At 40.9% G+C, this 14,193-nt stretch carries 11 protein-coding genes and 4 tRNA genes; 1 reads left to right on the plus strand and 14 read right to left on the minus strand.

From position 1 onward, the window contains the following. Positions 1 to 401 precede the first annotated feature (401 nt). The 9 genes from OIZ54_RS09025 to OIZ54_RS09065 form a co-directional block, all read right to left on the minus strand. On the minus strand, positions 402 to 1,364 hold the full coding sequence (locus OIZ54_RS09025; protein WP_029772406.1) for a class 1 fructose-bisphosphatase: 963 nt from the start codon (positions 1,362 to 1,364) through the stop codon (positions 402 to 404). Further along, positions 1,361 to 2,443 carry a class II fructose-bisphosphate aldolase gene (gene fbaA, locus OIZ54_RS09030; protein ID WP_264390217.1) on the minus strand — a complete coding sequence of 361 codons (1,083 nt, stop codon included), beginning with the start codon at positions 2,441 to 2,443 and terminating at the stop codon, positions 1,361 to 1,363. Before fbaA ends, OIZ54_RS09025 begins: the two co-directional genes overlap by 4 nt. Before the next feature lie 13 nt (positions 2,444 to 2,456). Then, positions 2,457 to 3,074 carry a bifunctional 4-hydroxy-2-oxoglutarate aldolase/2-dehydro-3-deoxy-phosphogluconate aldolase gene (gene eda, locus OIZ54_RS09035; protein WP_024034155.1) on the minus strand — a complete coding sequence of 206 codons (618 nt, stop codon included), beginning with the start codon at positions 3,072 to 3,074 and terminating at the stop codon, positions 2,457 to 2,459. 65 nt (positions 3,075 to 3,139) lie between these two features. Continuing rightward, on the minus strand, positions 3,140 to 4,072 hold the full coding sequence (locus OIZ54_RS09040) for a sugar kinase (protein ID WP_264390218.1): 933 nt from the start codon (positions 4,070 to 4,072) through the stop codon (positions 3,140 to 3,142). A 58-nt stretch (positions 4,073 to 4,130) separates the two neighbouring features. Further along, complete coding sequence (locus tag OIZ54_RS09045; protein ID WP_024034157.1) at positions 4,131 to 5,438, minus strand: MFS transporter; 1,308 nt, start codon at positions 5,436 to 5,438, stop codon at positions 4,131 to 4,133. A gap of 3 nt (positions 5,439 to 5,441) precedes the next feature. Next, positions 5,442 to 5,786 carry a cupin domain-containing protein gene (locus OIZ54_RS09050; protein ID WP_004589273.1) on the minus strand — a complete coding sequence of 115 codons (345 nt, stop codon included), beginning with the start codon at positions 5,784 to 5,786 and terminating at the stop codon, positions 5,442 to 5,444. A gap of 5 nt (positions 5,787 to 5,791) precedes the next feature. Beyond that, the gene (locus OIZ54_RS09055) at positions 5,792 to 8,011 is read right to left on the minus strand and encodes a heparinase II/III family protein (protein WP_413680487.1); all 2,220 of its coding nucleotides are present in this window, start codon (positions 8,009 to 8,011) and stop codon (positions 5,792 to 5,794) included. Between the two features lie 2 nt (positions 8,012 to 8,013). After that, complete coding sequence (locus OIZ54_RS09060; protein WP_264390219.1) at positions 8,014 to 10,272, minus strand: chondroitinase-B domain-containing protein; 2,259 nt, start codon at positions 10,270 to 10,272, stop codon at positions 8,014 to 8,016. 146 nt (positions 10,273 to 10,418) lie between these two features. Continuing rightward, positions 10,419 to 11,297 carry an NAD(P)-dependent oxidoreductase gene (locus OIZ54_RS09065; protein WP_024034160.1) on the minus strand — a complete coding sequence of 293 codons (879 nt, stop codon included), beginning with the start codon at positions 11,295 to 11,297 and terminating at the stop codon, positions 10,419 to 10,421. Between the two features lie 934 nt (positions 11,298 to 12,231). Here OIZ54_RS09065 and gloA point away from each other — a divergent pair. Next, positions 12,232 to 12,630 (plus strand): lactoylglutathione lyase, encoded by a 399-nt coding sequence (gene gloA / locus OIZ54_RS09070; protein WP_004589277.1) that lies wholly within the window; start codon positions 12,232 to 12,234, stop codon positions 12,628 to 12,630. Positions 12,631 to 12,667: 37 nt separating this feature from the next. On the opposite strand, the gene OIZ54_RS09075 is transcribed toward gloA, so the two are convergent. The 5 genes from OIZ54_RS09075 to OIZ54_RS09095 form a co-directional block, all read right to left on the minus strand. Then, positions 12,668 to 12,934 (minus strand): DksA/TraR family C4-type zinc finger protein, encoded by a 267-nt coding sequence (locus OIZ54_RS09075; RefSeq protein ID WP_024034161.1) that lies wholly within the window; start codon positions 12,932 to 12,934, stop codon positions 12,668 to 12,670. Positions 12,935 to 13,351: 417 nt separating this feature from the next. Then, positions 13,352 to 13,427, minus strand: a tRNA-Glu gene (locus OIZ54_RS09080). 87 nt (positions 13,428 to 13,514) lie between these two features. Then, positions 13,515 to 13,590 (minus strand) — tRNA-Glu (locus OIZ54_RS09085). 87 nt (positions 13,591 to 13,677) lie between these two features. Next, positions 13,678 to 13,753, minus strand: a tRNA-Glu gene (locus tag OIZ54_RS09090). A 36-nt stretch (positions 13,754 to 13,789) separates the two neighbouring features. Next, positions 13,790 to 13,865, minus strand: a tRNA-Ala gene (locus tag OIZ54_RS09095). Between the last annotated feature and the right edge of the window lie 328 nt (positions 13,866 to 14,193).

Below are 14,193 nucleotides of genomic sequence, written 5' to 3' on the forward strand. Positions count from 1 at the left end.
CTTGGTAATATAAGCATAATAAAAACACTTTTACCACTATATTCGTTCAAAATTCATCATATTTTATTAACTGAAAGTTAACTTACGTCTATACCTAATAACGCAGCGTTATTACCAATATTAATTTCACGAATAGATAAACAAGCAACCTTTATGAACAATTGGTTTTACCGAAAGGATTACTCTAAATTAATACGTAGCGCGATAAGGACATAAAGAATGGAGGAGTGGAAAATACAGGCATAAAGCTTTAGCTGTAATAGCCTATAGATATGAATTTTTGGTGTGTAAATAACGTAGCCACTGCGTTTAACTCACTATTAGTCAGCAGCGGCATACGTTTTATTTAAAAGGCGTTAGGGGACAATAACCGCCCTTTTGTACTGAGGCCTTAGTCAGGTTTAATAAACCGTAGAATTAAAGTAAGTCACAGGTTCACTAGAGCCTAAAATAACAGGCACACGCTGATGCAGCTCATCGGGCTGAATATCTAAAATACGCATGCCTTTAGAGGTGGCTATACCGCCTGCGTTTTCAGTGAGCATTGCCAGTGGGTTAGCTTCGTAAAGTAAGCGTATTTTACCGTTTTCATTACCCGCGCGCGTATCTTGCGGGTACATAAATACCCCGCCACGGCATAAAATTCGGTGCACATCGCCAACCATGGCTGCATTATAGCGAATTGAGCTTTTAGCAAACTCTTCTGATGTATACAGTAATTTATCAAAGTAAACTTGTGTTGCTTCATCCCAGTATCGGTAATTTGCCATATTAACCGAGAACTCACGGCTTTTACTCGGTACTGCAAGCTCTGGTTTTGTCAGCAAAAAGCCACCGTGGGTTAAATCGTGTGTATAACAGCGGGTTGGCCCACCTGTACTCATTACTAGTAACGACGATGGCCCATACAGCACGTAGCCTGCACAAACCTGGTTAGTACCGGGTTGATTAAATTGCTCATCACTATCGTAGGGCACATCTGCTTTTGCTGGGTAAATGGTAAAAATAGTGCCTATTTGCCCGTTAACATCAATGTTTGATGACCCATCAAGGGGATCAAATGCAACAATATATTTACCATCAGGGTGGGCGCCTACTGCATTATCTTCTTCTTCAGATGCCACTGTTTTTACAAGATCATCATCAATTAAGGTATCTTTTAACAGTTGATTGGCAATGACATCTAACTTTTTTTGCACCTCGCCCTGGATATTTTCGTTAAGGGTAGAGCCTAAAACACCCGCAAGCTCACCTTGGCTTACTCTAAACGCTATTTCTTTTGTGGTTGCTAATAGCGTGCGAATTAACATGATAAGGTCGGTTTCAACCCCATCTTGCTTTAATACTTTATTCAGTCTTTTCATGCGCTATACCTGTTCACACAATTAAGGTCGTCAAAACATTGGATCAGGCGAGCCACCATATGCTGCTCCGACTGACGTAACCACACACGTGGATCATAGTATTTTTTATTGGGTTTATCTTCGCCATCAGGGTTACCAATTTGGCCTTGCAAGTAGCCTTGTTTTTCTTGGTAGTAGTTTAATACCCCGTTCCAACTCGCCCATTGGGTGTCGGTATCAATGTTCATTTTTACCACCCCGTAGGTGAGCGACTCGGCAATTTTACTGTGCTCAGAGCCACTCCCACCGTGAAATACAAAATTAATAGCGTTATGCTCTAAATTAAATTTTTCAGCTACATAGGCTTGCGAGTCGCGTAATATGGTAGGTGTTAATACCACATTGCCAGGCTTGTAAACGCCGTGAACGTTACCAAACGAAGCAGCAATGATAAAATTAGGGCTTATTTTACTAAGTCGCTCATAGGCGTAGGCTACATCTTCTGGTTGAGTGTAAAGCGCGGAGCTGTCGAGGTGCGAGTTATCAACTCCGTCTTCTTCTCCGCCGGTACACCCGAGCTCTATTTCAAGTGTCATGCCTATTTTTGCCATGCGCGCTAAATAACGCTCACAAATTTCTATATTTTCTTCCAGTGGCTCTTCTGACAGGTCTATCATGTGCGATGAAAAAAGCGGCTTGCCTGTTTGTGAAAAATACTTTTCGCCTTCATCTAATAAACCATCAATCCAGGGCAGTAGTTTTTTTGCTGCGTGATCTGTGTGCAGCATTACAGCAACGCCATAGTGCTTCGCCACGTTATGCACATACTGTGCAGCACTTATTGCCCCAACAACGGCAGATTGCTGGCCCTCGAGTGCTAAACCTTTACCACAAAAAAACTGCGCTCCCCCATTAGATAGTTGAATAATGACCGGCGACTTCATTTTTTTTGCGGCCTCTAAGGTGGCATTAATTGACGATGTGCTCACCACGTTTACAGCAGGCAATGCATACTGATGCGTTCGTGCGTGTTTATACACTTCGCTTACTTCATCGCCAACAACAACGCCTGGTGCAATGGTTGGGGCTAAATAATTCATTTTTTGCTCCTTGCTATTTTAAAGCCTCGATACAAGAGTCTGTAATGGCTTGCCAATTACCCTGCGTTACCCATTCTTTTTTAGCAACCCAGGTACCGCCTACTGCAAATACATTGTTTAACGACAAGTAATCCATTTTATTTTTTTCGCTTACACCGCCGGTCGGGCAAAAGCTCACTGCACGAAATACAGATGAGACAGCAGAGACAAACGGCGCACCACCAGCCAGTGAAGCAGGAAAGAGTTTTTGCTCTTCAAAACCATACTCAAGCGCCATTAATATATCGCCGGTATTTGATACACCTGGCAATACTGGCACGTTACACTTAACCAGCTCACTTAATAGTGTAGGCGATACAGCGGGAGTAACTATAAAATCTGAGCCTGCTTCTAGCGCTTGCTTTAAAATTGTTTCGTTAATAACGGTGCCTGCGCCCACTTTTAGCTGTGGAACCTGTTCTTTTATGGCTTTAAGCGCATCAATTGATGCATCTGTTCTAAGAACAACTTCTACCAAAGTTAGGCCTGCCTCTGCCATTGCTTTAGCAATGTTTACACCTTGCTCTGGCGTGTCTGCTTGAATTATAGGTAGCAGAGTTTGCCCTGCCATTAGTTCAGAAAAGCGAGTCATGCGTTATTTCCCTTATTTTTAAATAATCGTGCTACTTAGTGTTATAAATTGAGTAAATTAGCCAGTTAGAGACCTGATTTAGCCATGGCTTGTTGAAAAACACCTTTTGGTGCAATAGCACCGGGTTGCTGAATAACAGCGCCGGCAGCCTGCGCGCCCAGCTTAACCGCTTCGCTAATTGGGCGCCCATCTAAGCGCGCTCCTAAATACACGCCGTTAAAGGCATCGCCTGCGGAGGTTGTATCAACAACGTTTTTAACCGGCGTAATACTGTGGCTTTGCACTGTATTAGCCTCTTTTGTAATGACTGAATCGGGGCCGTTTTTTACTATAATTTCGTTAATGTTGTACGAAGCCAAATAATCAATTACCGCTTCTACACTTTGCACGTTGTAAAGCGTTTCTAAGTCTTCAACGCCGGGTAACGTAATATCGGCTAGGCTAAATGCACTATGGTATTGCGCTTTAGTTTGCTCAACGTTATCCCAAAGTCGCGCACGGTAATTTGGGTCAAATACTATTTTTACACCCGCGGCTTTAAGTTGCTTTACTATGTCCCAAAACTGCGCTCTTGCTTGCTCTTCTATTACGGCTAAAGAAATACCCGAAAAGAAAAACATATCACCCGATGACAGCTGCTTAACGAGCTCAGGGCTGATAAATTCAACCACCTTTTTGGCTGCTGAATCATCACGCCAGTAAATAAAACTGCGCTCACCTTGCTCGTCCGTTTCTATGTAATACATACCTGGGACTTTACTGTTATGAGCAAATACATAGTCTGTATTTAGTTGCTCACTTGCAAAACGCTCACGCATTTTTTTACTTAAGTTATCTTCCCCTAAAGCGGTAATAACTGAGGTGCTGATTTGTGGGAAACAACGCTTTAAGTAAACAGCCGAATTGTATACGTCACCTGCAAATGACTGATGCAATGTAGAGGGAACAGTCGCTCTTAACTCAATCATGCACTCGCCAATAAAGTAAATATTTTTCATTATTATCACTTACCTTAGGTAGTAAATGGCTGTGAGAAACACAGCCATTGCCAACAAATTAGTTAGGCTTTTTCAATGGTTCAATTTTTGGAATTAAAATCCATACAGCTGCCATTGCAATAATCGCTAAAGACGCGCCTATCACAAACGCCGGTGTATAATTACCATCCGCTGTTAAAATAGGTACCAATGACGTAAGGCCTACAGCACCTAATTTTGCGGCCATGCCAGAGAAGCCCGACAACGTACCTACCGCTTTTTTACCCAGTAAGTCGCTTGGTAAGGTTTGCACGTTACCAATGGCGGTTTGAAAACCAAATAAAATAACAGCCATAATAAGTACCGCAATTACCGGCTCGCCTGGGTTTGCCATTGCAAGCAGCGCCGGCAACATAATTAAACACCCTAATGTGATGGTCAGCTTACGCGTTTTATCGGTATTCCAGCCTGCTTTAAGGCGGTTTTGGGCAAGTAAGCCACCAAACCAAGCACCAAACATAGCGCCTACATACGGAACCCAGCCATAAATACCAATCGCTTTAACATCCATGCCATACACTTCGTTTAAGTAAATTGGTATCCAAAAAACAAATAACCACCAAATAGGGTCGATAGCTGCAGAGGCTATAATTACGCCCCAGCTTTGCTTACGAGAGAGTAACTCGCCTGTAGACGGGTTATATTCTTCTTCGTCATCGCTTGTTACATCACCGTTGTCATCAACGCGTCTTTGTCCGGTAAGAATGTACTCACGCTCTTCTTCACTTATCCAAGGGTGAGAGCCTGGAGGCGCTTTTACCAATATAATCCAAGGAACTAACCATAAAAAACCTAAGGCACCAACAAATACAAACACCATTTGCCAGCTAAAATACACGGTTAAATAAGCAATAAGCGGGATAGCAATAATGCCACCAATGGCTGCGCCAGAATTAAATATACCTTGCGCTAAAGCACGCTCTTTTGTTGGAAACCACTCGGCATTACCTTTAGCTGCACCGGGCCAGTTACCAGCTTCGGCTACACCTAAAATTGCACGGAAAATACTTAAACTAAGCACCCCTTGTGCAAAAGCATGGGCAACAGTGGCTAATGACCACACACCAATTGAAAGCACAAAACCTAAACGCGTGCCAACCCAGTCAAAAATTTTGCCAAAAATAGCCTGGCCAAATGCATAAGCAAATACGAATACTATAGAAATATTAGCGTAAATTTGTTTACGCTCTAACGCAGATTCATCAGGGAACATCTCTTCCACAATGTCTGGCCATAAAACGCTAAGCGCTTGACGGTCTATGTAGTTAATAATGGTAGCAAGTGCAATTAGCACTATAACCCACCAGCGTAAGCCTTGAATTTTCATAGGTTATTCCTCAAGAAAGTCTTCGCGAGCTGGGCTAAAGGTATCAATCAGTATACCGCCAGTTGGGCACGTTGCACCGTGATCAGCAAAAGGAGGAATAAAACAGCTATCACCCGCTTTTAAGATTTTAGTTACGCCATCAATGTTAAAGTGAAACTCACCCTCAACTACATACGTTACTTGCGAATGCCTGTGCGCATGGTTATAACCAATAGCCCCTTCTGAGAACCAAATTTTCACGGCCATTAGCTCTTCGTTATAGCCAAGCATTTGGCGTTTTAAGCCGTTACCTAAATCTTCAATCTCGGTTTCGTTACCAAATGAAAAGTGTGCACTTTGCTTTTGCATCCTGTTTACTCCTGATTATTCTTCATCGCATAAACGCCAAGGCGGCCATTTAAGGTGAATGCTTTATTTTGATATGTGAATGTGTGTTTAGCTGCTTTATCGGCTTTGTTGATAGCAACCAAATAGGTATTATTTTTTACTTTAACTTCAATTAGGTCTAAGTGCTCTTGCGCGTCATACTTAAGTGACGATACACGGCTAACAGCCTCTAGGGTATATTCTTTACTTGGGTTGTATTCACCGTGAGGCTCAAGTACTGAAATAAATTTATGCTGTTTTTTACCTTCTACACGGCGAATGTAGCCATTTTCGTTACGAAGATTAAAGTGTGGATCGTTTGCCCCTATTTGCGTAAATAAGAAAGACTCATCCCCTTTTACTAGGCTAGTTTGAGTATAAAAACGGCCGTTGTCGTTTAACCACGTTACCTTTGCTAGGCCTTCATCTGGTTGCGCCTGTGCTTTTAACCATAAATGTTGATAACCATTTTTATCACCCAGCGCAGCTAAGCTTTTGGTGTTACCAAGTAACTCAAAGCTGGTATCAATTAATTGGCCTTTGTAATGCAGTGGTAAATCAATTTTATGGGAGGAATCTGCAGTCACATTAAAAATATCAACTGCAAGCGTGCTTTCAAGCATAGGTAAATTAATTAATGCTAACGTGCGTTCAAGCTCAACACCTTTGTAAGCGGTGCTTATTTGCCCACTTGACACCGTTCCGTATTGGTTTGTTTCAAAGAAATTAAGCGTAGGATGATTGTTATTACCCACTTTAACATTTGCATTAAAATGCGAGGTTTCATCAATCACAACCGTATTGTGTGCCACGGTATGTTTTGCGTAAGTTTCGTTTTCTGGTAGGTAACGGCCGCCGTATTTAGCCTCAACATTTAAAAAACGTGCAGCGCCATAATCAGATACAATTTCATTGCCATGATCGTAAAACTGCCATGTTAATTTATCAAAATGTCCATGCCCTAAACCCTGTGCAGCAGGTTTAAATAAAAGTGCTTGGTCGCCACCAGTTTGCGTACGCATTACTACCAACGCCCCTTGCTCGCCATCGTTACCATCGCCAAACGCTACCGATTTAAATACATAAGGGGTTTGCTTATTTTTATCCAGCGCTTGAGCCACTTTTAGGCCATCACCAGAGAGTATTATTTGATTTTGCTTTTTAGCTATATCTAAGTAACCAGTATCGTGTGTTAAACCGTAAGCGGCTGTTACACCGTGTACCAGCTCTATTGTGTCTATACCTTTACTTTTAATTGCATCGTTTATCGGGAAAAACAAACCGTTATAGCTTAGCTGAATAGTGGTATCAATGGCTTTAAGTAATATGCCATCGCGATATTCAAAAATGTCTCGCTGCGGTTCGTTGTTTTCAATTGCTTTAGCAAAGGTAACAAACGGAAGTAGTGCAAAGCGTTGATAATAAGGACCTTCGTTGTAATAGCCTTGTGGCGAAAACAACATGTCTAGCTGCTTAATAAAGCCACCCTCGCCCGATTTATCTAAATCGTAAAGAGACTTTTCGACCCACTCAGATTCATCTAACACATACCCTGCCATGCCTACACCGGCTGTAGCCCACGTACCATGGTTATGTACCTTGTTAAAGGTTGATGGCTGGCCTTGTGATAAAAATAACGATACTGGACGCAGTAAGTCATTTTCAATGGTTTTAATATTAGCGGCGCTTAACGCATCATGCACTAAATCGTATGCTTGAATGGTATAAACAAGCCACATGGCCTCATTAAGGCTTTGCCAAAATAGTTTACCTGGGTTTTGCGACTTAACTTTGCGCTTAGGGTGTACATCAAGTGTTGGGTATAATTTGGCATACTCAAGCAACATATCACGTACGTAATGAGCGTATTTATCATCTTGGCTTAGCTGATAAATAACACCGGCGTTATACATAAGCTGATAATTTTTTTTGTGTCGTTCGTGGGTATAGCCTCCCCCACCGTCTTTTGGTACAGGCACTGTTATAGGGCTTTTAATTTGCTCATCCACTTGTGCCTTAAGCGCTGCAAATGCGTTGGCAAACTTGCCCTGTTCGTTGTTGCTAATTGCTTGGCGCATTTGCTGTACATCATCATTGGTTATTACCAAATTTGGATGCGCTGCGTAGGCGTTTATCGATAAAACTAAGGCACTTACAGTAACACCCAGCGTTTTAAATAATGACTTATTTTGGGTTAAATTCATCATTGTTAGTTCACCTTATTTAAAACGTTGTTATTTTTAATCGTTGCCGTGTGCGGGCCCGCTACACGTAACTCTTTTACGTTTGGTGCTTGAGTTGCATCAAAGGTGTTATCTGTAATGGCTGTTATTGGCTCACCAACCGTGTGCTCAATTTTAATCGGTGCCGATTTTTCAAATACGTTGCTTGCAATATTTGTTACTTGTACACCGTGCGCATACACACTCGCTTGCGCCTTGTTGCGCTTACCTAAACCTACTTTAGTTAGGGTGTTATTGGTCATTAATAAATGCGGACCAAAGGTGCTTTCATCACTTCCACCTCGGTATAACTTAACGACTCCACCGGCTACCTCATTAAAGGTATTGCTTTTAAGTGTTACATACTCTGCGTTATAAATACCTAAGTCTTCTATTTCGGTATCGAGACGTAAAATATCGCCAGTTACATTTTTAAAGGTGTTATTTACTAACGTGATTTCATCTGCCATCGCCCCTTTACCCGTTACAAAAAAGTGAAATGAGTGATTAATATCAAGATTAGTTAATTGTGAGTTGTATATTTCAAAGCGGTAGTTATCAACCATGCCCCACTTTTTAGTACGTACCACACTATTATTAATGGCATCAGGTGCGTTTTCACCCGAGATAACTAAACCATCTAGCTTTAAGCTACCGCCATCATGAATTTCGAATAAGGTGGAGCGTTGGTAGGTCAGCTTAGCTTTGCCAGTATGTTTAGCCTTAAGGGTAAGCACTTTTGTTATTTTAACGAGTTTAGATACATCGTATTGACCATCTGCAAGCTCTAATACATCACCCGTTTGGGCTGCATTGATTGCGTTAAGTAAGGCATCTGCAGTTGCTTTAACCTGGTGAGTTTTACCCGTATCAAATGCCACAACTTGCTCTGCTTTTGGATACCAACTAACGCCGGTATCGGCCTTTTTTAGCACTTTTAAACCGCGTTTAGCACCTGTACTAATTTTGCTTGATTCAGGATACAGTAAACCGTTACTAGCTCTGGTTAGTGTTACATTTTGCTGTTTAACACCGTAATTTAACTCTTTTAATACCTGGGTATTAGCTACATTTTTACTAAATTTAATACCGCTTACATCATCAAAGGTTGTAAAAGGCTGCTCGCCATTTTGATTAATAATAAGGTTATTTTTCATTACGCTATTAATTGGCGCAGCGCTTCGCTCGCTATCGCTACCTGCGCCAAGTTGTATATGACGCACATTTACATAGGTATTGTTTTCAATTATCGCGTTTTCTACCTGATGGTAGCGATTTATTGGTGAGTTAGGTACGCCGTTCATAACCGTAAAACCACTGCCAAAACGGTAGCCTGTTAAACCTTCTAAGTAGTTATTTTTTACTGTTTGGTTTTTATTAATGATGCGAATGCCACCTGTGTGATCCACACCGTTACCAAAAAAAACGTTCTCTTCTATAATATTGCCATTACCATGGCGCAACGTTAGTGTGCCGCGAGACTCAAAAAACACATTATTGCGGATTTGGTTTTTCCCTGATTTAACCGAGATTATTTCTACTTCGCCGTTAGTACGTTCAAAGTAGTTGTTTTCAACTACGGTAAATGAATCACTTAATGAATAGTGGCTAGTACCAATGCGTAGTGTTTCACCGCCGTTAGATCCAAAAGTAGGACGATAGCCAAAGAAGTTATGATCAATTTGATGGTGGTTTTGTCGGCTTTGCTCACTATTAAGCCTTACTGCAACCGTAACGCCTTTGTTACGTTTACCTACTAAGTGGCTGTGATCAAAACGATTGTGTTTACCATATAGAGCCACCCAATAGTCTGATTCTCGTTTATCGGGGTTATTGTAGTTATCGATAACGACTTGTGTTACGCGGGAGTGAGTAGCAAGCTCATCTTTATTTTTACGAAATTCTATAACGGCTGAGCTAGGCGTATACCCATTTTTAAATACAAGTCCTGACACTTCTAAATACGAACCCGCCAGTCTTAAATTAGATTGCCCTGATAAAATAACGTTACCCTTGGTTTGCGCTGTAAGCTTTATAGGGGCGTTTTTGGTTCCTTGGCCTTGTAATAAAATTTCGAAATTAGACCACGTACCGTCTTTGAGAGTTATTTTATCGCCGGCAACGAGTTTGTCAGAGATTTCTTGAAAAGCTTGTTTAGTGTCTACAAAATAATCTTTGGCTGCCAATTGTGTGGATGTGCACCCAATAAGAACTAGGCTAAGCTTTATTATATTAATTAAACGCATAGATAACTCTTTTTCAGTGTGACCGGAAGTAATGCCTTATCAATAGTAATGCTGCACTCATTGCACAAAGCAGGTTAAATCTAGCCAATTGATGTTGTGTGTGTTTTGGTGCTTTAACTACGTTAAAGCACCCAATGTTGTCGGTATTACTTTTCTAGAGTTTTAAAGTAATCAAAAATTTCTGGTACGTTGCCTTGCCCCATACCTGCATCAAATGCCGCTTGTAAGTTAGCAGATGACCCTTCAGCAATTTTTGATTCAGTCCCAAGGTCTGACACCATTTGTAGGAAGTAGCCTAAATCTTTGTTTGCATTAGCAATTGAAAAACCAAGGTCGCTCACATTGTCTACCGCGTAGTTTTTACAAAATTGCATAAATGGAGAGCTAGAAGGCCCTGTCGACATAATGTCAAATAGTTGCTGGCGGTCTACACCGGCTTTGTCTGCTACAGCAAACGCTTGTGACATAGCACATACCGTGGTCATACCCATAAAGTTATTGATTAACTTAGTTGTATGCCCTGCGCCTAGCTCACCTAGGTGAAATACGTTTTCGCCTTGATCTTCAAGTACAGGTTTAACTTTATTGAAGGTGTCAATATCACCCGCTGCCATAATATTTAATAGGCCGTCTTTAGCATGGGCTGGAGTACGCCCTAGTGGTGCGTCAATCATGCCTGCGCCTTTAGCGGCTAGATCAGCACCAATTTTTTTAGTAGATGAAGGAATTGATGTACCAAAATCAATTAATACCGCGCCTTCTTTAATACCCGCTAAAATGCCATCTTCTGCGTACACAATTTTTTCAACAACTGCTGATGTTGTTAAACAAAACATAATTATGTCTGCACCTTGTGCAAGCTCTTTTGCAGTGCTTGCTGTTTTTGCGCCTCTGCTAACGCATGCAGCAACCGCATCTTTGTTTAAATCCATAACAATAAGCTCATAGCCTTTGTTCTGTAAGTTTTCGGCCATATTGCCGCCCATTAAGCCAAGGCCGATAAAACCGATTACTGGTTTAGACATGAATAACTCCTAAATATGATGGCGCGTGCTTTTATGAGTACGAGTAATGATTTACCCCATAAATAGGTACGCTGTGTCGTTTAATTCAATTTGCTAAAGTAACCCTGAGCATGTTCGTTTGAATAGGTAACCCGCCGCGTTATTACCATTTGAGCGAATAAAAACAGAGTGATTACACGCTGTATATTGTTGACCGGTTACGTATTTATTTCGTTATGCTTAGCATTGCTTTGATTATTTATTAATACCTTGGAGAAGCTAAAACCAAGCAGCTTACCAATTGGTATGTAAAAACTGTATTACCATACACCAATCTTGTCAACCAATAAGTTAACTTTGTAAACCAAGGTAATTTACAACTTATTTCAAATCAACAAAATAACAATAATAAACAATTAGTTATAGGTAGTATGGAAATCAAATTAATTCAACGCACTTTTCCCTTCTTTGGTTAGAGCTTAATAAAAAATAGGTTGACCAATAAGTGCAACAACTTTATAAACTCGTATAAATAGCGTGGCTATAATTACATTGTGCACTAACCCATTGTTGGTAATACCACTAATTTAGTGTGCTAATATTATGGCAATGCGTGGTTGTAAGTGCCTTGCCCACATTTAGCTTAAATTGCCCGAACTCAGGTTAAGAAGTTTACTTACGTATTAAATCGTACTGATATTTTAATTTATTTCACAAGCCGAGGTTTTCAGTGAAGGCAAAGCCACTTGCGCGGCAATAACTGGGCTTATTGCACGTAAATTTGACGCAATGAGTGCGCAAATAGCTGGTTAATATAAACTTATTGTTCAAAGTTGAGGTAAAATAAGCCTCTAGGTATATGGCAGGCTCTGGCCTTTGCAATGCGGTTATGGATACCCCATAAAGACGCTATGCTCCACACCTATTTAAATTTAAACTCACAGAGGTAACCTAAATGCGTTTATTACACACAATGTTGCGTGTAGCCGACTTAGAAAAGTCACTTTCTTTTTATACACAGATTTTAGGAATGAAAGAATTACGCCGTTCTGACAACGAAGAGTATCGTTATACATTAGCTTTTGTAGGGTATGGTGAAGAGGATAGTAATACTGTATTAGAGCTTACTTATAATTGGGATGAAAATAGCTACGATCTTGGTAATGCATATGGCCATATAGCTATTGAATTTGACGATATATACAAGGCATGTGACGACATAAAGGCCGCTGGTGGAAACGTCAGTCGAGAACCGGGGCCAGTAAAAGGCGGCACAACAGAAATTGCTTTTGTGAAAGACCCTGATGGCTATTCAATTGAGCTTATTCAGAAAAAGAAGAACAAAGCTCACTAGGCAATAAAATTTATCAAAAAGGTGCCTAGTCGCACCTTTACCTTAGTTGGCTATCTTTACTTGCTCGGCGGTTTACGCCAGCAACGCCTTTGCCTTTAGCCTCAAGCTCACTTTGACACGCCACACAGTGCCTAACACCTGGCAGCGCTAACCTGCGTGCCTGTGGTATTTCACAATCACACTCATCACAGAATTCAGCACTCGCGCCTGAGATTAAATTTTGCCTTGCATATTGCACTGCGTCGTTAACACTTGCATCGATTTGATCTTGAATTGCGCCATCACGCGCCCAACCACTTGCCATAATTAACTCCTAATAATAAGAAATTAAGCTAAAAGGTTAGCAGCACAGCGCTTTATAAATGCTGAATATTTTGTACAGGCTTTATTGAGTAAGCTATTTAAAGGATGAATAAATATGGTTAAGAGTAATTTGAAATTTAGTTGTGCTATCCATTTTATCTACACATGCAGTTATAAGTATGTATTTTTAACGCAGCTAGCAAAAAATCTATCACTGTAAATGAATAATTATTATTGCGGATCGGTCTTGAAAACCAAAGAAATTATACGTAGGTGATTATTAATTAAATAGATAGGTTTTTAGATATTGAAGAAAATTAAAAGTGTAAAACTAAAATTTTAACGGATAAGCGGTAGAAATTAATGCACTGGATAGCGCTGAGGAAGTTATAGATTTATACACTACTAAAATAGTAAGTGGCGTCCCCAAGGGGATTCGAACCCCTGTTACCGCCGTGAAAGGGCGGTGTCCTAGGCCTCTAGACGATGGGGACACTAAAAAGTGTCACTAGGACAACTGAATGGTTTGACTCGTTTCAGGCGAGTTTTATTAATAACACTACCCTACTATAAATAGTAAGTGGCGTCCCCAAGGGGATTCGAACCCCTGTTACCGCCGTGAAAGGGCGGTGTCCTAGGCCTCTAGACGATGGGGACACTAAAAAGTGTCACTAGGACAACTGAATGGTTTGACTCGTTTCAGGCGAGTTTTATTAATAACACTACCCTACTATAAATAGTAAGTGGCGTCCCCAAGGGGATTCGAACCCCTGTTACCGCCGTGAAAGGGCGGTGTCCTAGGCCTCTAGACGATGGGGACACAGAAAACTGCTACCCTAGGACATGCACAAAGATTTGGTGGAGCTATGCGGGATCGAACCGCAGACCTCTTCGCTGCCAGCGAAGCGCTCTCCCAGCTGAGCTATAGCCCCAAACCTTTTAATACCTAACGTGTTTAACACGTTGTGTATCGCTGAGTGCGGGGCGCATTCTATGCACCCCCCAAAATAAAGTCAACAGTTTTTTATGCCACTTTATTTAAATGGTTTAATTTTCAACAAACTGGCTATCAGACATGCAAAAAAATACAATTTCGACAAAATTTGGCCTGTACTTCATCTCACAGTACTATAAACAGGTTAATTATCTATTTATACCTCGTTGATGAAGTAATAATGTTTAACATAAAAGGTATACATTTATATGCAAATTGAGTTGGGGTTAAAAAAGTACTAAAACCAAGGCTAAACCCCGCATTTA

It is taken from the genome of Pseudoalteromonas sp. A3 (genome assembly GCF_025942345.1).
Lineage (GTDB): Bacteria > Pseudomonadota > Gammaproteobacteria > Enterobacterales > Alteromonadaceae > Pseudoalteromonas > Pseudoalteromonas atlantica.

Excerpts from the sequence above, each read along its gene's own strand:
- OIZ54_RS09025 (WP_029772406.1), bottom strand. The coding sequence starts at position 1,364 with ATGAAAAGACTGAATAAAGTATTAAAGCAAGATGGGGTTGAAACCGAC.
- fbaA (WP_264390217.1), bottom strand. The coding sequence starts at position 2,443 with ATGAATTATTTAGCCCCAACCATTGCACCAGGCGTTGTTGTTGGCGAT.
- eda (WP_024034155.1), bottom strand. The coding sequence starts at position 3,074 with ATGACTCGCTTTTCTGAACTAATGGCAGGGCAAACTCTGCTACCTATA.
- OIZ54_RS09040 (WP_264390218.1), bottom strand. The coding sequence starts at position 4,072 with ATGAAAAATATTTACTTTATTGGCGAGTGCATGATTGAGTTAAGAGCG.
- OIZ54_RS09045 (WP_024034157.1), bottom strand. The coding sequence starts at position 5,438 with ATGAAAATTCAAGGCTTACGCTGGTGGGTTATAGTGCTAATTGCACTT.
- OIZ54_RS09050 (WP_004589273.1), bottom strand. The coding sequence starts at position 5,786 with ATGCAAAAGCAAAGTGCACACTTTTCATTTGGTAACGAAACCGAGATT.
- OIZ54_RS09055 (WP_413680487.1), bottom strand. The coding sequence starts at position 8,011 with ATGATGAATTTAACCCAAAATAAGTCATTATTTAAAACGCTGGGTGTT.
- OIZ54_RS09060 (WP_264390219.1), bottom strand. The coding sequence starts at position 10,272 with ATGCGTTTAATTAATATAATAAAGCTTAGCCTAGTTCTTATTGGGTGC.
- OIZ54_RS09065 (WP_024034160.1), bottom strand. The coding sequence starts at position 11,297 with ATGTCTAAACCAGTAATCGGTTTTATCGGCCTTGGCTTAATGGGCGGC.
- gloA (WP_004589277.1), top strand. The coding sequence starts at position 12,232 with ATGCGTTTATTACACACAATGTTGCGTGTAGCCGACTTAGAAAAGTCA.
- OIZ54_RS09075 (WP_024034161.1), bottom strand. The coding sequence starts at position 12,934 with ATGGCAAGTGGTTGGGCGCGTGATGGCGCAATTCAAGATCAAATCGAT.